We start from the raw sequence: 15,736 nt of genomic DNA on the forward strand, positions 1-15,736 counted from the left end.
GGCCCGCACCCACGTGATCGTGAACCTAGTGCAACCGCTCAAGGACGTCCCCGAGGTCGGCCGCTTGCTCGCCGCCCATGGGCACCTGCTCACGAGCTCAAGCAAGCCGCGCGGCCGGGGCTGCCTACGCTGGTCCCGTGTCGTCATTCCCCGTCGCCGCCGCGCTCGGACCGGCGGTGGGCGCATCGCTGCCTCCGCGCATCGGGTGCGCGTCGCCAAGCGGTGCCCTCGCCGGATACGTCGAGCGCTACTGGTGGTGTGCGACCGCGCCGGACCCGCTGGCCGCGTCGCTGCCGGATCTGTGGCCGGGCACCGGCGCCGAGTTGTGGATCCACCTGCGCGGCCACGTGACCGCGCACGCCCACGATGGTTCCGTGCCGGCCCGGCTGCCCCCGGCCCATCTGGTCTGCCTGCGGCGCAACCGCTGGTCGCTCACCCCCTCACCGGACGGAGCGGCCTTCCTCGCGGTGCGTTTCCGCGCCGGGGCGCTGCGGTGCCTGCTGGCGGCGGATGTCGACGATGTGGCGGACACGACGGTTTCCGCCGAAGACGCGTGGCACGCCGCGGGACGGCGGCTGGCCGACGTGGTCCGCGCGGCCCCCGCAGGGCCGACACGCGTCGCGGCCCTGGACCGGGAACTGCGCGCCCTCATCGACCGCCGCCGGTCCGAGAGCGCGGGCGAGTCCCGCGTCCTGGCCGCGGCCGACCTCGTCTATCGGCGCCGCGGGGCCGTGCGCGTGGACCACTTGGCCGCGGAAACCGGCCTGAGCGTACGGCAGTTGCAAAGACGCTTCCCGCCTGCCGTCGGAGTCGGGCCCAAGGAGTTCCAACAGCTGACCCGCATCCAGCACGCCGCGCGGACACTGCTGCTGGACGACGAACCGCGCTACCTGGCGACGGCCCTCGACGCCGGGTTCTACGACCAGAACCACTTCATCCGCGAGTTCCGCCGATTCACCGGGCGCACGCCCGCGGCGGTCCTCGGGCGTGGGATGTCGCATTTCTACTATGAGTCGTCCGCTGTCCGGGGCCAGGGTTGGACACCGACGACCCCGAGTGAAAGGCGACACCATGACCATGGTCACCGCGATCCTGCGCCCCAAGCCCGACCGCGCTGACGCCCTCGCCGACGCGCTGCGCGAGGTGGCGGGACACACCCGCGGCGAAGCGGGCGCGGTCGCGTACGCGATCGGCCGGCGCGAGGACGGAAGCTTCGTCGTCACCGAGCAGTTCGTCGACCGGGACGCCTGCGACGCGCATTTCGCGGCACCGTACGTGACCGGCCTGCTGGCCCGGCTCCCCGAACTGCTGGTGGGAGACCCCGAGGTCGAGTTCGCGGAAACCCTCACCTCATTCGTCGCCTGAGCCCGAACCAAGGGGTGACGTCCCGAGCGCAACAGCGCTCCCGGGACGTCACCCATGGCCCGATCGTCAGTCGGCCAGCGGCAAATAGAGCCGGTTGCCCGCCGCCGCGAACTCCGCGGACTTGGCCGCCATCCCCGCCTCGGCCTCCTCACCCGCCGCCCGAATGTCGTGACTGATCCGCATCGAACAGAACTTCGGACCGCACATCGAGCAGAAGTGGGCGGTCTTGGCGGGCTCCGCCGGCAGCGTGGCGTCGTGGTAGGACCTGGCCGTGTCCGGGTCCATCGCCAAGTCGAACTGGTCCTGCCAGCGGAACTCGAAGCGCGCGTCCGAGAGCGCGTCGTCCCACGCCTGCGCGCCCGGGTGGCCCTTGGCCAGGTCGGCCGCGTGGGCGGCGATCCGATAGGCGATCACGCCCGCCTTGACGTCGTCCCGGTCCGGCAGGCCCAGGTGCTCCTTCGGCGTGACATAGCAGAGCATCGCGGTGCCCCACATGCCGATCATCGCCGCGCCGATCGCCGACGTGATGTGGTCGTAGCCCGGCGCGACGTCGGTGGTCAGCGGGCCGAGCGTGTAGAACGGCGCCTCGTCGCAGATCCGCTGCTGGAGGTCGACGTTCTCCTTGATCTTGTGCATCGGCACGTGGCCGGGGCCCTCGATCATCACCTGCACGTCCATCGACCGCGAGATCCGGCCCAGCTCGCCCAGCGTCTCCAGCTCGGCGAACTGCGCCGCGTCGTTGGCGTCGTGGATCGATCCCGGGCGCAGGCCGTCACCCAGCGAGTAGGTCACGTCGTACGCGCGCAGGATCTCGGTCAGCTCGGCGAAGTGCGTGTACAGGAAGTTCTCCTGATGGTGCGCCAGACACCACGCGGCCATGATCGAGCCGCCGCGCGAGACGATCCCGGTCTTGCGCCGCGCGGTCAGCGGCACGTAGCGCAGCAGCACGCCGGCGTGCACGGTCATGTAGTCCACGCCCTGCTCGCACTGCTCGATCACGGTGTCCCGGTACAGCTCCCAGGTCAGCGCCTCCGGCGCGCCGTTCACCTTCTCCAGAGCCTGGTACAGCGGCACCGTGCCGATCGGCACCGGCGAATTGCGGACGATCCACTCGCGCGTGGTGTGGATGTCCTTGCCGGTGGACAGGTCCATCACCGTGTCCGCGCCCCACCGGATCGCCCACACCAGCTTGTCGGTCTCCTCCTCGATCGAGGAGGACACCGCCGAGTTGCCGATGTTCGCGTTGACCTTCACCAGGAAGTTCTTGCCGATCACCATCGGCTCGATCTCGGGGTGGTTGATGTTCGCGGGCAGCACCGCGCGCCCGGCGGCGATCTCGTCCCGGACCAGCTCGGGCGACAGGCCCTCGCGGATCGCCACGAACTCCATCTCCGGGGTGATCAACCCCCTTCGCGCGTAGGCGAGTTGGGTCACCGCGTCGGACCCCTTGGCGCGCCGCGGGCGAGCCCCCGCGCCGGGCACGGCCAGGTCGGCGGGGGTGAGCGCGGCGATCCGGCCGTCGTAGCGCGTGGTGTCGCCGCGTTCGTCGATCCACGCGGAACGCAGCGCGGGCAGGCCGCGCCGCACGTCCACCTCGAAGGCGGGGTCCGTGTACGGCCCCGACGTGTCGTACAGGCGAACCGTCTCGCCGTTGGTCAGATGCACCGTGCGAACCGGTACGCGCAGGTCCTCGCGCGATCCGGCGACATAGCCGCGGTGGTGGGCGGGGGAAATCGGCCCGCTGGTGACCGTCTGTCGGGCAGCGGACATCGAGGCGTCGTGCTGGGTCATGGAAAAGCTCCCTACGCCGGCATTACCCGGTCAGGTTCTGCGGTCGGCGCGGCTACAGCGCCCTCTCAGCCCGGTGCCCCGAGCTCCCGTGTATCTCCGTATGTGCGTGCCCACCCTGACACACCCCGGGCCGCACGACCAGCACGCCCCCGCCGGCGAATCAGCGCAGCGGGTCGCGCGGCTCCCGGCCGACCATCGCCGAGCGCGCGAGCACGACCATCCCGACCACGACGAACAGCCCCACGACGCCCTTGACGATCGGCATCAGGAACGCGGAGAAGAGCCAGATCAGCAACCAGCACACGAGCACCAGCGCGACCACCGGAACGGCGATCCGTACCCACTTCGGCCATGTCTGCATCGTCAACTCCCAGTCACGCGATCCCACGCGAGACGTACACCCAAGGACCACCTTCCCCGGGTGGACACGTCATACCCGGACCCACGGTTCCGGCCCGGTCGGCGGGGCGGCGTCCGAGCTCAGACCGGCCAGCTCTCCCCGCGCCACGCGGCGTCCCAGAACATCCACTCGTAGCGCGCGGTCGTGGTGAAGTGCTCGATCATCCGGGCCCGCTCGGTCGCCGAGAGGTCGGTGCCGATCCGGTCGACCAGGTCGAGCACGGCCCGCACGGTCTGCTGGAACTCCTCGGCGCCGTAGGTCGCGATCCAGCGCTGGTACAGCTCGTCGGGCGAGCCCTTCGCCAGCAGCGCGTCGCCGACCCGCGCATAGATCCAGTAGCACGGCAGCACCGCGGCCACGCCCTCGGCGAACGAACCGTTGTACACGGTCGCGAGCAGGTAGCTGGTGTACGCGCGGGTCGCCGGCAGTACCGGCTCGGTCGCGGTGGCGTCGGCCACCGAGCTGCCGAAGTCGACCATGAAGCCCTCGTGCAGCGAGCGCTCGGCGGCGATCGCCCCGGCGGCGTCGCTCGCGAACTGTACGGTCGTCGCCTCGTCCGGCGCCTTCGCCGCACACACCGCGAGTGCCTTGGCGTAGTCGCGCAGGTAGTGCGAGTCCTGCACCACGTAGTGCCGGAACGCCTCGCGCGAGAGCGTGCCGTCGGTCAGCCCGTGGATGAAGGGGTGGTCGAGGATCGACGCGTAGACGTCCTCTATCGCCGCCCACAGTTCGTCGCGAAACGCCATCAGATGTACTCCCGATCGTTCGACCTTGACACCCGATTGTCGTACACGCGCCTGTTCAGGCTTCCGGTGGCGAGAAGAACACCAGGACGCGCAGCGGTTCGGTGATCCGGTGGAAGCGGTGCGGGACGTGCGCCGGCACGTACACGACGCTGCCGCGCGCGACGTTCGTGGACTCCTCGCCCACGGTCAGCGAGCCCCGACCGCTGATCACGACGTACGCCTCGTCCCGATCGTGCGGCTTCTGGGTGTCGGTCTCGCCCGGTTCGAGGCCGTACAGGCCGATCGAGAAGTTCCGCTCGTTGAGGAACCGGAGGTAGGCACCCTTCTCGAAGACGCGCTCGGCGTCCAGATCGTCGAGCCGAAACGCCTTCATGTGACCAACTCCTTGCCGACACGAACAGGCTTTCCCGTCAGGCTCAAGCGGGAGGACCCCACCTGATGCCAGCATCAAGATATGAAAAACCTGTTCATCAAACTGGTAGTCAACGCCCTGGCCATCTGGTTCGCCAGCTGGCTCGTGCACGGCATCGACCTCGCCGAAGGCGAGTCGACCGGCACCAGGATCAAGACACTCCTGGTCGTCGCGCTCATCTTCGGGATCGTCAACGCGATAATCAAACCGGTCGTGAAGCTGTTCTCCCTGCCGCTTTTCGTCCTGACCCTGGGTCTGATCACGTTCGTCATCAACGCGTTGATGCTGTGGCTGACCGAGTGGATCTCCAACAAGCTCGATCTCGAATTCCACATCGACGGCTTCTGGACCGCGTTGCTCGGCGCGCTGGTGATCAGCATCGTGAGCTGGTTCCTGAGCCTGGTCCTGGACCGCGACTGAGCATCGGGTTTCACGTGAAACGTGAAACGTGAAACCACCGCACGACCGACCGAAGGAGCCGGGTGACCTCCGAGTGGACAGACGGGACGCGCGCCGTCCGGGCCGGCAGCCCGGGGCACGCGGCGGGCGACCCCTTCCTGCCCGGACCGGTCTTCGCGGGCACCTACCACCTGCCCGGCGAGCCGGCCGGGCCCTACCAGTACGGGCGCTACGCGAATCCGACCTGGACCGCCCTGGAGGATGCCGTCGGCGCGCTCGAGGGCGCCGCCGGCACCGTAACCTTCGCGTCCGGGATGGCCGCCGTCTCGGCCGTGCTGCTCGGCCTCACGACGCCGGGCGACGTGGTCGTCCTGCCCGGCGACGGCTACCCGGCCACCCGCACGGTCGGCGAGCACCTCGCCGCGCGCGGGGTCACCGTACGGCTCGCGCCGACCGCCGGCGACGAGATCGAACAGGCCCTGATCGGCGCCCGGTTCGTGTGGCTGGAGACGCCCAGCAACCCCGGCCTGGACGTGTGCGACATCGAGCGGATCGCGACGCTCGCACACGAACAGGGAGCGCTGGTGGCCGTCGACAACACGCTTGCGACGCCGCTGGGCCAACTCCCGCTCGCCCTCGGCGCCGACCTCTCGGTGGCCAGTGGCACCAAGGCGTTGACCGGGCACAGCGACGTGCTGCTCGGATACGTCGCCTGCGCCGGTGCCGAACTCGCCGCCCGGGTGCGATCGTGGCGCTCGCTCACCGGCGCGGTGCCGGGGCCGATGGAGGCGTGGCTCGCCCATCGCTCGCTGTCCACACTGCAGTTGCGCGTGGACCGCCAGGCGGCCAACGCCCTCGCGATCGCCGAGGCGCTGCTCGGTCGCGACGACGTCGCCGACGTGCGACACCCCGCACTCAAGGGCGATCCGGCCTACGATGTGGCAACCCGTCGGATGCGGCGGTTCGGCTGCGTCGTGAGCTTCACGCTCGCCGACGCGGACACCGCTCGCCGGTTCCTGGGCGCGCTCGAACTGGTCGCCGAAGCCACGAGTTTCGGTGGCGTGCACAGCATGGCCGAGCGCCGCGCGCGCTGGGCCGGCAACGATGTACCGGAGGGATTCGTCAGGTTCTCGGCCGGTTGTGAGGACACCGGGGATCTCATCACGGACATCCTGCGCGCACTGGACGCCGCTTCCTCGGGCTGACCTGCGACTTCGGGCAAGATCACGTGATGTCCCCGACTCTGCGGAGTGGTCGGGGGGCACGAGACGGGGGACCCGTGGACCTGACGCTGTTGCGCACTTTCCTGGCCGTACACCGCGCGGGTTCGTTCACCCGGGCCTCCGCGTCGCTCGGGCTCTCGCAGCCCGCCATAACCGCGCAGATACGCACCCTGGAGAAGCAGGTCGGCAAGCAGTTGTTCGAACGGCTGCCGCGCGGCGTCGCGCCGACCGGCCCCGCCGACGAGCTCGCCCGCCGACTCGCCCCGCACCTGGACGCGATCGAGGAGATCGCGGCCCGCGAGGTGCACGGCACCGACCCGATGCGGCGCACCGTGCACCTGGGCGGCCCGATCGAACTGACCGGTTTGCGCGTGCTGCCCTCACTCGGCGACCTGGTCCGGCGCGGTCTGCGGTTACGAGTCACCCTGGGCCCCGGCGACGAACTGCTCGCGGGCCTGGCCGCGGCCCGACTCGACCTGGTGATCTCCGACGTGCGCCCCCGCACGCGCGGGATATCCGGCACGCCGCTCACCGACGAGGAGTACGTCCTGGTGGGCGCGCCGAACTGGGCCGCGCGGATCCCGCCGAGCCGGATCCTGGCCCAGGGTCCGCCCGCGTTGGAGGCCGCGCCGCTGGTCAGCGAGGCCGAGGAGCAGCCGCTGATCCGGCGGTACTGGTCGACCGTGTTCGACGCGAAGCCCACCGTCCCGGCCGCGGTGGTCGTCCCCGACCTGCGCGCCGTCCTGGAGTGCGTACGCGCCGGTCAGGGCATCGCGGTGCTGCCGCGCTACCTGTGCGCGGACGCGCTCGAGCGGCGCACGATCGTCGCGCTGCTCGAACCCGAACTGCCGCCGCTGCGGACGGTGTTCCTCGCGGTTCGGGAGGGCACGCTGAGCCAACCGCACATCGCGCACCTGCACGGCGAGCTGATCGCGCGCGCCGCGCGCTGGGCGTGATCCCGAACGTCGCCCCGCACAGGCATAAACCCCCCGTCCGGCCGGAAAGGGAGACATCAGACGGGGAAACCGCCCGGCGGAGAAAGCAGAGGGACCCGACGATGCGCTCAGTGGTGAAGCGGACGGCACGCGCGATCCTGCTCGACGAAGACGACCGGATGGTGCTGATCAAACGCACGAAGCCGGACAGTCCGCCCTACTGGATCACCCCCGGCGGCGGGGTCGAACCCGAGGACACCACGGTGGCCGAGGCGCTGCGGCGCGAGGTGTTCGAGGAGCTCGGCGGCAAGATCGGCCGCCCGGTGCCCGCGTTCGTGGACACCGTGCCCGAGCCCGGCGGGGTCAAGGTCCAGCACTTCTTCGCGTGCCGGCTGGAATCGATGGACCCCGCGCTGCGGCACGGGCCCGAGGTCGACGAGCCCAACGGCGAATACGACATCGTGCGCGTGCCGTTCACGCCGGAGGGGCTGGCCTCGGTCGGCCTGGTCCCCGCCAGCCTCGCCGCCTACCTGGGGGCCAACATCGAGGGCATCCACACACTGCTCGCGGGCGACCTGGGCTGACCCGGCGCCGGGTGCCGGGTGCCGGGTCAGCCCAGGCCGCCCGGCACTCGCGGCACTCGCGGCACTCGTCGCTCGTCGCCAAGGGCCCGGGGGCGGCGCTCAGCCGCGTCCGGGCCGGACCATCCCCGACTCGTAGGCGATCACCACGAGCTGGGCCCGGTCGCGCGCGCCGAGCTTGACCATCGCGCGGCTGACGTGGGTCTTGGCGGTCAGCGGGGACACGAACAGGTGCTCGGCGATCTCGTCGTTGCTCATCCCGGCCGCCACCAGCGAGAGCACCTCGCGCTCGCGGTCGGTGAGCGCGTCCAGGCGATCCGGCGCGGCCACCTTGGGCTCGGGCTGGGACAGGAAGCGGGCCACCAGGGCGCGGGTGGCCCCCGGCGAGAGCAGCGCGTCGCCCGCCGCGACGGTCTTGATCGCCTTCAGCAGGTCCTCGGGGTCGGTGTCCTTGACCAGGAAGCCGCTGGCCCCCGCGCGCAGTGCCTCGAAGACGTAGTCGTCGACCTCGAACGTGGTCAGCACGAGCACGCGCACGCCCACGAGGTCGTCGTCGCGGACGATCCGGCGAGTGGCCTCCAAGCCGTCCATACCCGGCATCCGGATGTCCATCAGGACCACGTCGGCGCGGGTCTCCTTGGCCAGCGCGACCGCCTCGGTGCCGTTCGCGGCCTCGCCGACGACCTCCAGCTCCGGGTCACTGCCGACCAGCACCTTGAAGCCCGACCGGACCAGCAACTGGTCGTCCGCGATCAGCACGCGCACCGTCATGAGGAATCTCCGTCCCGACGCGCGACAAGCGCGCCCTTGTGGTGCGGTAGCACCGCGTGTACCGAAAAACCGCCGTTGGGGCCGGGGCCGACCGCGAGCGAACCGCCCACGGCGACCGCCCGTTCCCGCATGCCGAGCAGCCCGTGGCCGGTGCCGTCGGCACCGTTCCCCGATTGCGCCGGCGGCGTGCCGCGGCCGTCGTCGAGCACGTCGACCTCGACCGCGCGCTCGCCGTACACGACCCGCACGATCGCCGAGGCGCCGTCGCCGGCGTGCTTCATCGCGTTGGTGAGCGACTCCTGCACGATGCGGTACAGCGCCAGGCCGACCGGCGCGGACGGGGTCCACGTCTCGCCGGACTCCTCCAGGAGAACCGGCAGGCCCGCGTTGCGGTACGACGCGACAAGCGCGCCCACGCCGTCCACGCCGGGCGTCGGCTCGGTGGGCATGTCGCTGTCGCCGTCCTGGCGCAGCACGCCGAGGGTGGTGCGCAGTTCGGCGAGCGCGTCCCGGCTGGCCACCTTGATGTGCACGAGGGCCTCCCTGGCCTGCGGCACGTCCCGGTCGATCACGTGCGCGGCCACGCCCGCCTGGATGTTGATCATCGCGATGCTGTGCGCGACCACGTCGTGCAGCTCGCGCGCGATCCGCATCCGCTCGGCGGTGACCCGGCGACGGGCCTCGTCCTCGCGCTCGTGCTCGGCGCGCGCGAGCCGGGCCTGGACCTCGGCCCAGTAGGCGCGCTTCGCGCGGACCGCCTCGCCGATCGCGACCGGCAGGTACATCCAGATGCCCGAGAGGTACTTCTCGGGCGACAGGAACCCGTCCGGGGTGAGCCCTATCCGCATCAGCGTGTGGAACACGGCCACCGCGGACGCCAACCACACCGAGCGGCGCAGTTGTCCGCGCGAGGCGAGCGAATACAGCGCGACCATGGTCGGGATCAGGATCGGGCCGTCGGGCCCGTCGGCGGCCAGGTAGAACACCTGGCCCGCCTCGGTCAGCGCCAGCACCGTCAGCGGCCACTGCCGGCGCCGGATCAGCACCAGGCAGGTCAGCCCGGCGATGGTCAGGTTGAGCGCGTCGGGCGTGCCGGTGGTGTCGTGCTGCTTGGGCTGCGCGAGCGTGCCGCAGATCACCATGAACAGGACCAGGCCGATCAGCAGCAGGTCGCCGACCCAGGCTCGACACGGCAGCCGACGCGCCAGCGCCTTGGGCAGCGGCAGCAGCCAGGGCTCCTCCGGGTCGCGCTGCCCGGCGGGGTCGGCTCCGCGCGCGGAAAGGCCCCGCACGGACGCTCGCGCGGGGCCTTCCTTCGCCATCTGTTCTCCTCGGTCCTACCGGGTCATCGGTCCCCGGCGAGTACCGGCTCCCTGTCCTCGTATCCGCGACCGGTCTCCGGGCGGGCCCGGTCGCCGTGTCCCGGCCACCATGCCTTGTGCCCGATGAGGGCGGTCACCGAGGGGACCAGGAACATCGACATCACGAACGCCGAGATGCAGATACCGATCGAGACCGCGAAGCCCATCTGGGTCATCATGTCGATGCCCGCCATCATGAGCGACGCGAACGTCCCTGCCAGGATGACACCCGCGGCGGCGATCGAGGGACCGGCGTGCTCGACTGCGAGGGCGGCGGCCTTCCGCGGCTCGTGGCCCTCCTTCGCCTCCTCGCGCAATCGGGCGACCATGAGGATGTTGTAGTCGGTGCCGATGGCCACCACGAACATGTAGATCATCACCGGCAGCATGAACATCACGCCGGAGTTGCCCATCAGCGTCTGGAAGACCAGGACGGTCGCGCCGATCGTCGAGATGAAGCCCAGGACCACCGCCAGCATCAGGTACCACGGGGCCACGACGCTGCGCAGGAGCAGACCCAGGACCAGGGCGATCAGCAGGCCGGCGACCGGGAAGATCACCGAGAGGTCGCGGTTGGTGGCCGAGCGGATGTCGGTGAAGGACGCCGTCGAGCCGCCGACCATGACCTTGGTGCCCTCGGGCGCCTTCTCGTGTACCTCGGCGCGCAGCGGCTTGATCGTGTCGAGTGCCGAGTTCGCGAAGGGGCTGTCCTTGAGGATGATCCCGATCTCTGCGGACGTGCCGTCGTCGCTGTACTTGGCGTGCGGCTTGGGCTCGACGTCGCCCACGGCGCTGACCTCGTCGACGCCCTTGGTGTCGGTGAGCGAGGTCGCGAACCTCTCGACGGCCGCACGGTCCAGCTTCGCCCCGGCCTTGCTCTGCACGTAGACCTTGGTCGGGTTGAGCGTGCCCGCCGGGAAGGACAGCTGCATGTCCTTCATCGCCTTGGCCGACTCGGTGTCGCTCGGCAGCTGGCTCAGTTGGTCGTAGTCGGCCTTGAAGTTCAGCGCGCCGGCGGCGAAGGCCACCATGATCACGCCGGAGACGATCGCGACCGCGGCCGGCTTGCGGCCGACCAGGCCGCCGATCTTGTTGAACGCGGTGCCCTTGGGCGTCTTCTGCCACGTCTTGGACGGCCAGAACACCTTGGGGCCGATCAGCGACACCACCGCGGGCACCAGGGTGAGCGCGGCGATCGCCATCACGATGACCGCGATGGCCAGCCCCGGACCCATCGACTTGAACGAGCCGAAGGTGGCGAGCAGCATCGCGCCGAAGGCGATCACGACGGCGCCGGCGGCGGAGGCGATGGCCTCGCCCACGCGCTCGACCGAGACGATCATCGCCTGCTTCTTGTCGTCGCCCGCGCGCAGTCGTTCCCGATAGCGGAAGAGCAGGAAGAGGATGTAGTCGGTGCCGATGCCGAACAGCACGACGATCAGGATCGTGTTGAGCGACTGGTCGACCTGGAGGCCGGTCGCCTTTCCGACGATCGCGATCACGGGCGACGCGACCATCGAGACCAGGAAGACCATGAGGACCGGCAGCAGCGCCGCGATCGGGCTGCGGTAGATCGCCAGGAGCAGCACGATGATCAGCACGATCGTGACGATGCCGACGATCGCCTCGGCCTTCTTGAAGGCCTCTTCGTTGTCGACGTTGATCGCCACGCCACCGGTGAAGCCGAGCTTGAGGTCGGTCCCCTCGACCATCGGCTTGGCCTTGTCCCGCAGGTCCTTGAGCGCCTCGTTGACGAACTTGTCCTGCTCTTCGCCCTTGATGTAGGAGGTGGCCAGGGCGATCTTGCCCTCGGCGGGACCGGCCTCGACCTTGCTGACGTGCTCGACGCCGGCGCCACCGAGATCGGCCGCGATCTGCTTCACCTTGGTCTTGTCGGCCTCGGTCAGATCGTTGCCGTCACCGCGCTTGAACACGAGCAGCGCGGTCTGTTCGGTGGACTGCGGGAAGGCCTTCTCGGCGAGTTTGTCGGCCTGGACCGACTCGTACTTGCTGGGCAGGAAGCTCGCCTGGTCCTGGTTCGTGAGGTCGCTCAGGCTCGGAGCGAACAGAACCAGGGCCACCGCGGCTACGACCCAGCCCGCGATGACCTTCCAGGGATTGTGGACGACGAGCCTGCCGAGTCGTCCGAACATCGAATCTCCTCAGATACGTGCGCGATCCCGCGGTGTGACCGGCCCCCGATGGCGTCTTGTGAACCATTTCACAAGCCGCGCCGATCGCCGCACGAGCCGAGAGAACGCTGGTGGTGTCAGCCTCGAAGGTAGGCGGGGCCCAGGGCGGCGTTCAAATGAAAAGCACACTGCCAACGCAAGTTCCGCCCCCGGGACTAGAGGGGCGCACCACGCACGCATACGCGGGTGTGACGTCGTACTCCAGCGGGAGTACGACGGCCTCGTGCCCCGGGATGAACCCGGCGGGCGACGGGACGAGCTCCGCGAACGCTCCGGGAACGCTCCGGGAACAGTGATCGCCAAGCACACGCCCAACGAATCCCAAGCGGCCCCCGACAGGATCCTCGGCATGCGGCCGGCCTCCGGCGGACCCCGTGCCCGGAGGCCGCCGCGCAGGGGAGGGAGCGGTTCGGAGTCCGCCGGGGGGAGGGACTCCGGACCGGCCCCCGGCCGGGCGACCACCGGCGCCGGGCGCTCGGTGTCGGCCGTCGCGCCGACCGCCGGCGCCGACCGCCGGCGCCCGGCCACGCACGACATCGCCCGCCGGGGCGGAGGGCGTCCCGGCGGGCGATGCGATCTCGGCCCACCTCCGCCACCGGCCGCGCCGGGTGCCGGCCGGCTATCGTGGCGACCATGGCGGAGGTCGCGGTCCACCCAGGAGGCCCCGAGCAGGCCCGGCGGCTCGTCGCCGCCAAGCTGCGGGTGCCGCGACCGCTCACCCCACTGGCCCCGCGACCGCGGATCCTGGACCTGCTGCGCGCCGCGGTGGACCGCTCGTTCGTCGTCCTGGTCACCGGGCCGAGCGGCATCGGCAAGACCGTCGCGCTCACCGAATGGGCCGCCGCCGAGACCCGCCCCGTGGCCTGGGTCACCGTCGACAACCGGGACAACGACCCGCAACGCCTGTGGCCGCACGTGGCCGCGGCGCTCGCGTGGGCGACCGGCGACCCCGCCCTGGAGGCACCCGCCGCCGACGTCGAACCGGGCGGCGACGAGTACGTGGCCGCACTCGCCGACCGCCTCGTCGAGCAGAACGCGCGCCCCGTCCTGGTCCTGGACGAGTACGAGCACATCGTGAACCGGGACGTGCACGACCGGCTCGACCTGCTCACCAGGATCTGCGCCGACCGGCTGACCCTCGTGATCGCCGCGCGCGGTCGGCCGGCCGTCCCGGTCGAGCGGCTCGGACCGGCCGGGCGGCTCGCCCGCGTGTCGTGGGCCGACCTGCGCTTCGACGCGGACGAGGCGCGCGGGCTGTTCGAGGCCCACGGTCGTGCCGTCGGGCCCGACCGCGTCGAGGAACTGGTCGCGGTCACCGACGGGTGGGCGAGCGGGCTCACCCTGGCCGCGGTCCGACTGCGCGCCGGCGTCGAACCGGGCGCGCTCGTCGCCGAACTCCGGCGCGGGGACCCCGAGCTGACCGACTACCTCCTCGACCACGTCTGGCGCGCCCTGGACCCGGACCTGCGCGAGTTCGTCCTCGACACCGCCGTCCTCACCCGATTCACCGTCCCGCTCGCCGACGCCGTCCGCGAACGAGCCGACTCCGCCGGGTTCGTCGACCGCCTGCGCCGGGACGGGCTCTTCCTCGCCGCGTCCGACGGGGAACTGCACTACCAACGCCTGTTCCGACAATCGCTGGCCCTGCGGCTGGCCGGCACCGATCCCGAACGCGCGCGCCGGCTGCACCGGGCCGCCGCCCGTCGATACCGGCTCGACGGGCACCCCGAGGAGGCCGTCGACCACGCGCTGCTCGCCCGGGACCACCGGCTCGCCCTCGACCTGCTCGACACCCTGTTCGACGAGTGGTTCGCGGCCGGGCGCCTGGTCACCCTGGAGCAGTGGCTCGGCGCGCTGCCCGACGAGGCGATCGCGGCCGGCCCCCGACTGATCGACCGCGGGCTCAATCTGTGGTGCACGCTCGGCCGGTTCGACGAGCGCGACCGCTGGGCGCGCCTGCGCCGGCCCGGTGCCGACCGGGAGGCGCGCGCCGAGGACGCGTGGCGGCTGTGCCTGCCCCGGGAGCGGGGCGACTTCGTGACCGCCCTGCGGCAGAGCCGGGCCTTCCTGGGCCGCGACGCGCACGCCCTGGGCATCGGGTGGATCCAGGTCCGGATCTCCGTCGCGCGCACGCTGCTGCTCGCCGGCCGACTCGGCGAGTGCGAACGGCTGTTGGCCGAGATCGAGACGGGGCACGACCCGCCGGCGCCCGCGCCGCTGCGGGTGACCCTGCACGGCCTGTACGGGCTCGCCGCGCACCTCGGCGGCGACGCGCCCACCGCGCGGCACCGGGCCGGCGAGGTGGACCGGGCCCTCGCCGAGTGCCCGACCCGCCCGCGGCCGCGGGCCGCACCCGAGACGGTCATCCTGCGCGCGGCGCTGGCGGCGGACCGCGACGAGGACGGTCCGGCCCTGCTCGCCGAACTGATCGACGCCGCCCCCGGGTTCGGCACCGACCACTCGATGGCCGCGTTCGCGTCGCTGCTGCTGGCCCGGACGCTGGCCGACCGCGGCGACACCGCGGATGCCGCGCCCGACTCGCGGCGGCCGACGCGCTGCTCGCCGCGTGCCCGAACCCGCTCGGCCTGACCAACCTGCGCGACGCGGTGGCCGCCACCCGCGCGGGTGGTGCCGGCGGCGTCGGCCCCTCCGCCGGCTCGCTCGGGATCGGCCGCGGTGCCGCCCTCGGTGCCGCCGGTGCCGTCGAGCCGCTCAGCGAACGCGAACTGACGATCGTCCACTACCTGCGCAGCGACCTCACCCTGCGCGAGATCGCGGCGGACCTGTACATCTCGGTCAACACGATGAAGACGCACACGCGCCACATCTACCGAAAGCTCGGCGTCACGGGCCGGCGCGACCTGATCACCCCCCGGGAAACGTCGATCACCCCCTCGCCCACCCCCACTCACCCCTGACCCGACCCGACGCTGGAGGCAAGCACGCGGGGAGCACGTCCCCGCCCCCACCGCCGCCGGCAAGGAGTCGACATGTTCGTCACCCGCCCCACCGCACTCGCCGCCACCACCGCCGACGAGACCGTCCGCGAACTGCGCGACCGCGAGGAGATCCTGGACGCTCTGCTGCGCTTCGGCCTGGGCTTCGACCTCGGCGACCGCGACCTGTTCCGGTCCGCGTTCACCGCCGACGCCGAGTTCGACTTCCGCCGCGTCGCCGCCGAACTCGGCTTGGACATCCCGGTGATGGTCGGCATCGAGGCGATCGACGCCGTGCACTTCAACCCGGACGTCCGGCTCGACACCACGCACACGGTGACCAACGCGCGGATCGAGATCACCGGCGACCTGGCCCGGCTGACCGCACTCGTCGAGGCCCAGCACCTGCCCGAGGGCGACCACAGCCGACACCTGCTGCTGAAGAACCGCTACGCCGTGGACCTGGTCCGGGCCGGGGCGGCGTGGGCGATGCGCCGGCTGTACGTCGAGAACGTCTGGCGCACCGGCGACCCGAAGGTCCTGATCGGCGGGTAGCCGCGGATGGCGGCCGGGCGCGGGCGCACCCCTTACGAAAGTCGCGGGTGGGGGTGTCGAACGTGCGAT

General features: G+C 71.3%; 16 protein-coding genes and 1 riboswitch. Of the genes, 9 read left to right on the forward strand and 7 right to left on the reverse strand.

What is annotated here, in order from left to right; translation table 11 throughout:
• Positions 1 to 137 precede the first annotated feature (137 nt).
• Positions 138 to 1,118 (forward strand): helix-turn-helix domain-containing protein, encoded by a 981-nt coding sequence (locus OG928_RS16760; protein ID WP_406284421.1) that lies wholly within the window; start codon positions 138 to 140, stop codon positions 1,116 to 1,118.
• The gene (locus tag OG928_RS16765) at positions 1,072 to 1,365 is read left to right on the forward strand and encodes a putative quinol monooxygenase (RefSeq protein ID WP_406284423.1); all 294 of its coding nucleotides are present in this window, start codon (positions 1,072 to 1,074) and stop codon (positions 1,363 to 1,365) included. Before OG928_RS16760 ends, OG928_RS16765 begins: the two co-directional genes overlap by 47 nt.
• A 66-nt stretch (positions 1,366 to 1,431) precedes the next feature.
• Here the strand turns inward: OG928_RS16765 and thiC are convergent, their stop codons facing one another.
• The 4 genes from thiC to OG928_RS16785 all read right to left on the reverse strand — a co-directional run bounded on the left by thiC (position 1,432) and on the right by OG928_RS16785 (position 4,675).
• Positions 1,432 to 3,156 (reverse strand): phosphomethylpyrimidine synthase ThiC, encoded by a 1,725-nt coding sequence (thiC, locus tag OG928_RS16770; protein ID WP_406284425.1) that lies wholly within the window; start codon positions 3,154 to 3,156, stop codon positions 1,432 to 1,434.
• Positions 3,148 to 3,256, reverse strand: a riboswitch (TPP riboswitch). (Overlaps the previous gene by 9 nt.)
• A gap of 60 nt (positions 3,257 to 3,316) precedes the next feature.
• The gene (locus OG928_RS16775) at positions 3,317 to 3,517 is read right to left on the reverse strand and encodes a hypothetical protein (protein WP_406284427.1); all 201 of its coding nucleotides are present in this window, start codon (positions 3,515 to 3,517) and stop codon (positions 3,317 to 3,319) included.
• Positions 3,518 to 3,636: 119 nt separating this feature from the next.
• A complete protein-coding gene (gene tenA, locus OG928_RS16780; protein WP_406284429.1) occupies positions 3,637 to 4,302 on the reverse strand; it encodes a thiaminase II in 666 nt (221 codons plus the stop codon).
• Positions 4,303 to 4,357: 55 nt separating this feature from the next.
• The gene (locus OG928_RS16785) at positions 4,358 to 4,675 is read right to left on the reverse strand and encodes a cupin domain-containing protein (protein ID WP_406284431.1); all 318 of its coding nucleotides are present in this window, start codon (positions 4,673 to 4,675) and stop codon (positions 4,358 to 4,360) included.
• A gap of 81 nt (positions 4,676 to 4,756) precedes the next feature.
• Between OG928_RS16785 and OG928_RS16790 the strand changes: the two genes are divergently transcribed.
• From OG928_RS16790 to OG928_RS16805, 4 genes are all read left to right on the forward strand, one after another.
• Positions 4,757 to 5,134: a phage holin family protein gene (locus OG928_RS16790; RefSeq protein WP_406284433.1), complete on the forward strand. Its 378-nt coding sequence runs from the start codon at positions 4,757 to 4,759 to the stop codon at positions 5,132 to 5,134.
• A gap of 62 nt (positions 5,135 to 5,196) precedes the next feature.
• Positions 5,197 to 6,318, forward strand: coding sequence for a cystathionine gamma-lyase (locus OG928_RS16795; protein ID WP_406284435.1), 1,122 nt, complete (start codon positions 5,197 to 5,199; stop codon positions 6,316 to 6,318).
• 74 nt (positions 6,319 to 6,392) lie between these two features.
• Complete coding sequence (locus OG928_RS16800; RefSeq protein ID WP_406284437.1) at positions 6,393 to 7,292, forward strand: LysR family transcriptional regulator; 900 nt, start codon at positions 6,393 to 6,395, stop codon at positions 7,290 to 7,292.
• A gap of 101 nt (positions 7,293 to 7,393) precedes the next feature.
• Entirely contained in the window at positions 7,394 to 7,855 is a 462-nt protein-coding gene (locus OG928_RS16805; protein WP_406284439.1) for an NUDIX domain-containing protein, read from the forward strand.
• Between the two features lie 99 nt (positions 7,856 to 7,954).
• Here the strand turns inward: OG928_RS16805 and OG928_RS16810 are convergent, their stop codons facing one another.
• The 3 genes from OG928_RS16810 to OG928_RS16820 are packed head-to-tail and all read right to left on the reverse strand — an operon-like array spanning position 7,955 to position 12,137.
• Positions 7,955 to 8,623 (reverse strand): response regulator, encoded by a 669-nt coding sequence (locus OG928_RS16810; protein WP_406284441.1) that lies wholly within the window; start codon positions 8,621 to 8,623, stop codon positions 7,955 to 7,957.
• Entirely contained in the window at positions 8,620 to 9,945 is a 1,326-nt protein-coding gene (locus OG928_RS16815; RefSeq protein ID WP_406284443.1) for a sensor histidine kinase, read from the reverse strand. Before OG928_RS16815 ends, OG928_RS16810 begins: the two co-directional genes overlap by 4 nt.
• A gap of 23 nt (positions 9,946 to 9,968) precedes the next feature.
• Positions 9,969 to 12,137 (reverse strand): MMPL family transporter, encoded by a 2,169-nt coding sequence (locus OG928_RS16820; RefSeq protein WP_406284445.1) that lies wholly within the window; start codon positions 12,135 to 12,137, stop codon positions 9,969 to 9,971.
• A gap of 672 nt (positions 12,138 to 12,809) precedes the next feature.
• Here OG928_RS16820 and OG928_RS16825 point away from each other — a divergent pair.
• From OG928_RS16825 to OG928_RS16835, 3 genes are all read left to right on the forward strand, one after another.
• Positions 12,810 to 14,765 carry an AAA family ATPase gene (locus OG928_RS16825; protein WP_406284446.1) on the forward strand — a complete coding sequence of 652 codons (1,956 nt, stop codon included), beginning with the start codon at positions 12,810 to 12,812 and terminating at the stop codon, positions 14,763 to 14,765.
• A 17-nt stretch (positions 14,766 to 14,782) separates the two neighbouring features.
• Positions 14,783 to 15,094, forward strand: coding sequence for a response regulator transcription factor (locus OG928_RS16830; protein WP_406284448.1), 312 nt, complete (start codon positions 14,783 to 14,785; stop codon positions 15,092 to 15,094).
• A 72-nt stretch (positions 15,095 to 15,166) separates the two neighbouring features.
• Positions 15,167 to 15,667, forward strand: a complete 501-nt coding sequence (locus tag OG928_RS16835) for a nuclear transport factor 2 family protein (RefSeq protein ID WP_406284450.1) — start codon at positions 15,167 to 15,169, stop codon at positions 15,665 to 15,667.
• Positions 15,668 to 15,736: the final 69 nt, after the last annotated feature.

The sequence above is a fragment of the Embleya sp. NBC_00896 genome (genome assembly GCF_045207785.1).
GTDB lineage: Bacteria > Actinomycetota > Actinomycetes > Streptomycetales > Streptomycetaceae > Embleya.

What these genes read in the sequence shown, in the direction of transcription:
- OG928_RS16765 (WP_406284423.1), top strand. Translation starts at nt 1,072, where the DNA reads ATGACCATGGTCACCGCGATCCTGCGCCCCAAGCCCGACCGCGCTGAC.
- thiC (WP_406284425.1), bottom strand. Translation starts at nt 3,156, where the DNA reads ATGACCCAGCACGACGCCTCGATGTCCGCTGCCCGACAGACGGTCACC.
- OG928_RS16775 (WP_406284427.1), bottom strand. Translation starts at nt 3,517, where the DNA reads ATGCAGACATGGCCGAAGTGGGTACGGATCGCCGTTCCGGTGGTCGCG.
- tenA (WP_406284429.1), bottom strand. Translation starts at nt 4,302, where the DNA reads ATGGCGTTTCGCGACGAACTGTGGGCGGCGATAGAGGACGTCTACGCG.
- OG928_RS16785 (WP_406284431.1), bottom strand. Translation starts at nt 4,675, where the DNA reads ATGAAGGCGTTTCGGCTCGACGATCTGGACGCCGAGCGCGTCTTCGAG.
- OG928_RS16790 (WP_406284433.1), top strand. Translation starts at nt 4,757, where the DNA reads ATGAAAAACCTGTTCATCAAACTGGTAGTCAACGCCCTGGCCATCTGG.
- OG928_RS16805 (WP_406284439.1), top strand. Translation starts at nt 7,394, where the DNA reads ATGCGCTCAGTGGTGAAGCGGACGGCACGCGCGATCCTGCTCGACGAA.
- OG928_RS16810 (WP_406284441.1), bottom strand. Translation starts at nt 8,623, where the DNA reads ATGACGGTGCGCGTGCTGATCGCGGACGACCAGTTGCTGGTCCGGTCG.
- OG928_RS16815 (WP_406284443.1), bottom strand. Translation starts at nt 9,945, where the DNA reads ATGGCGAAGGAAGGCCCCGCGCGAGCGTCCGTGCGGGGCCTTTCCGCG.
- OG928_RS16820 (WP_406284445.1), bottom strand. Translation starts at nt 12,137, where the DNA reads ATGTTCGGACGACTCGGCAGGCTCGTCGTCCACAATCCCTGGAAGGTC.
- OG928_RS16825 (WP_406284446.1), top strand. Translation starts at nt 12,810, where the DNA reads ATGGCGGAGGTCGCGGTCCACCCAGGAGGCCCCGAGCAGGCCCGGCGG.
- OG928_RS16835 (WP_406284450.1), top strand. Translation starts at nt 15,167, where the DNA reads ATGTTCGTCACCCGCCCCACCGCACTCGCCGCCACCACCGCCGACGAG.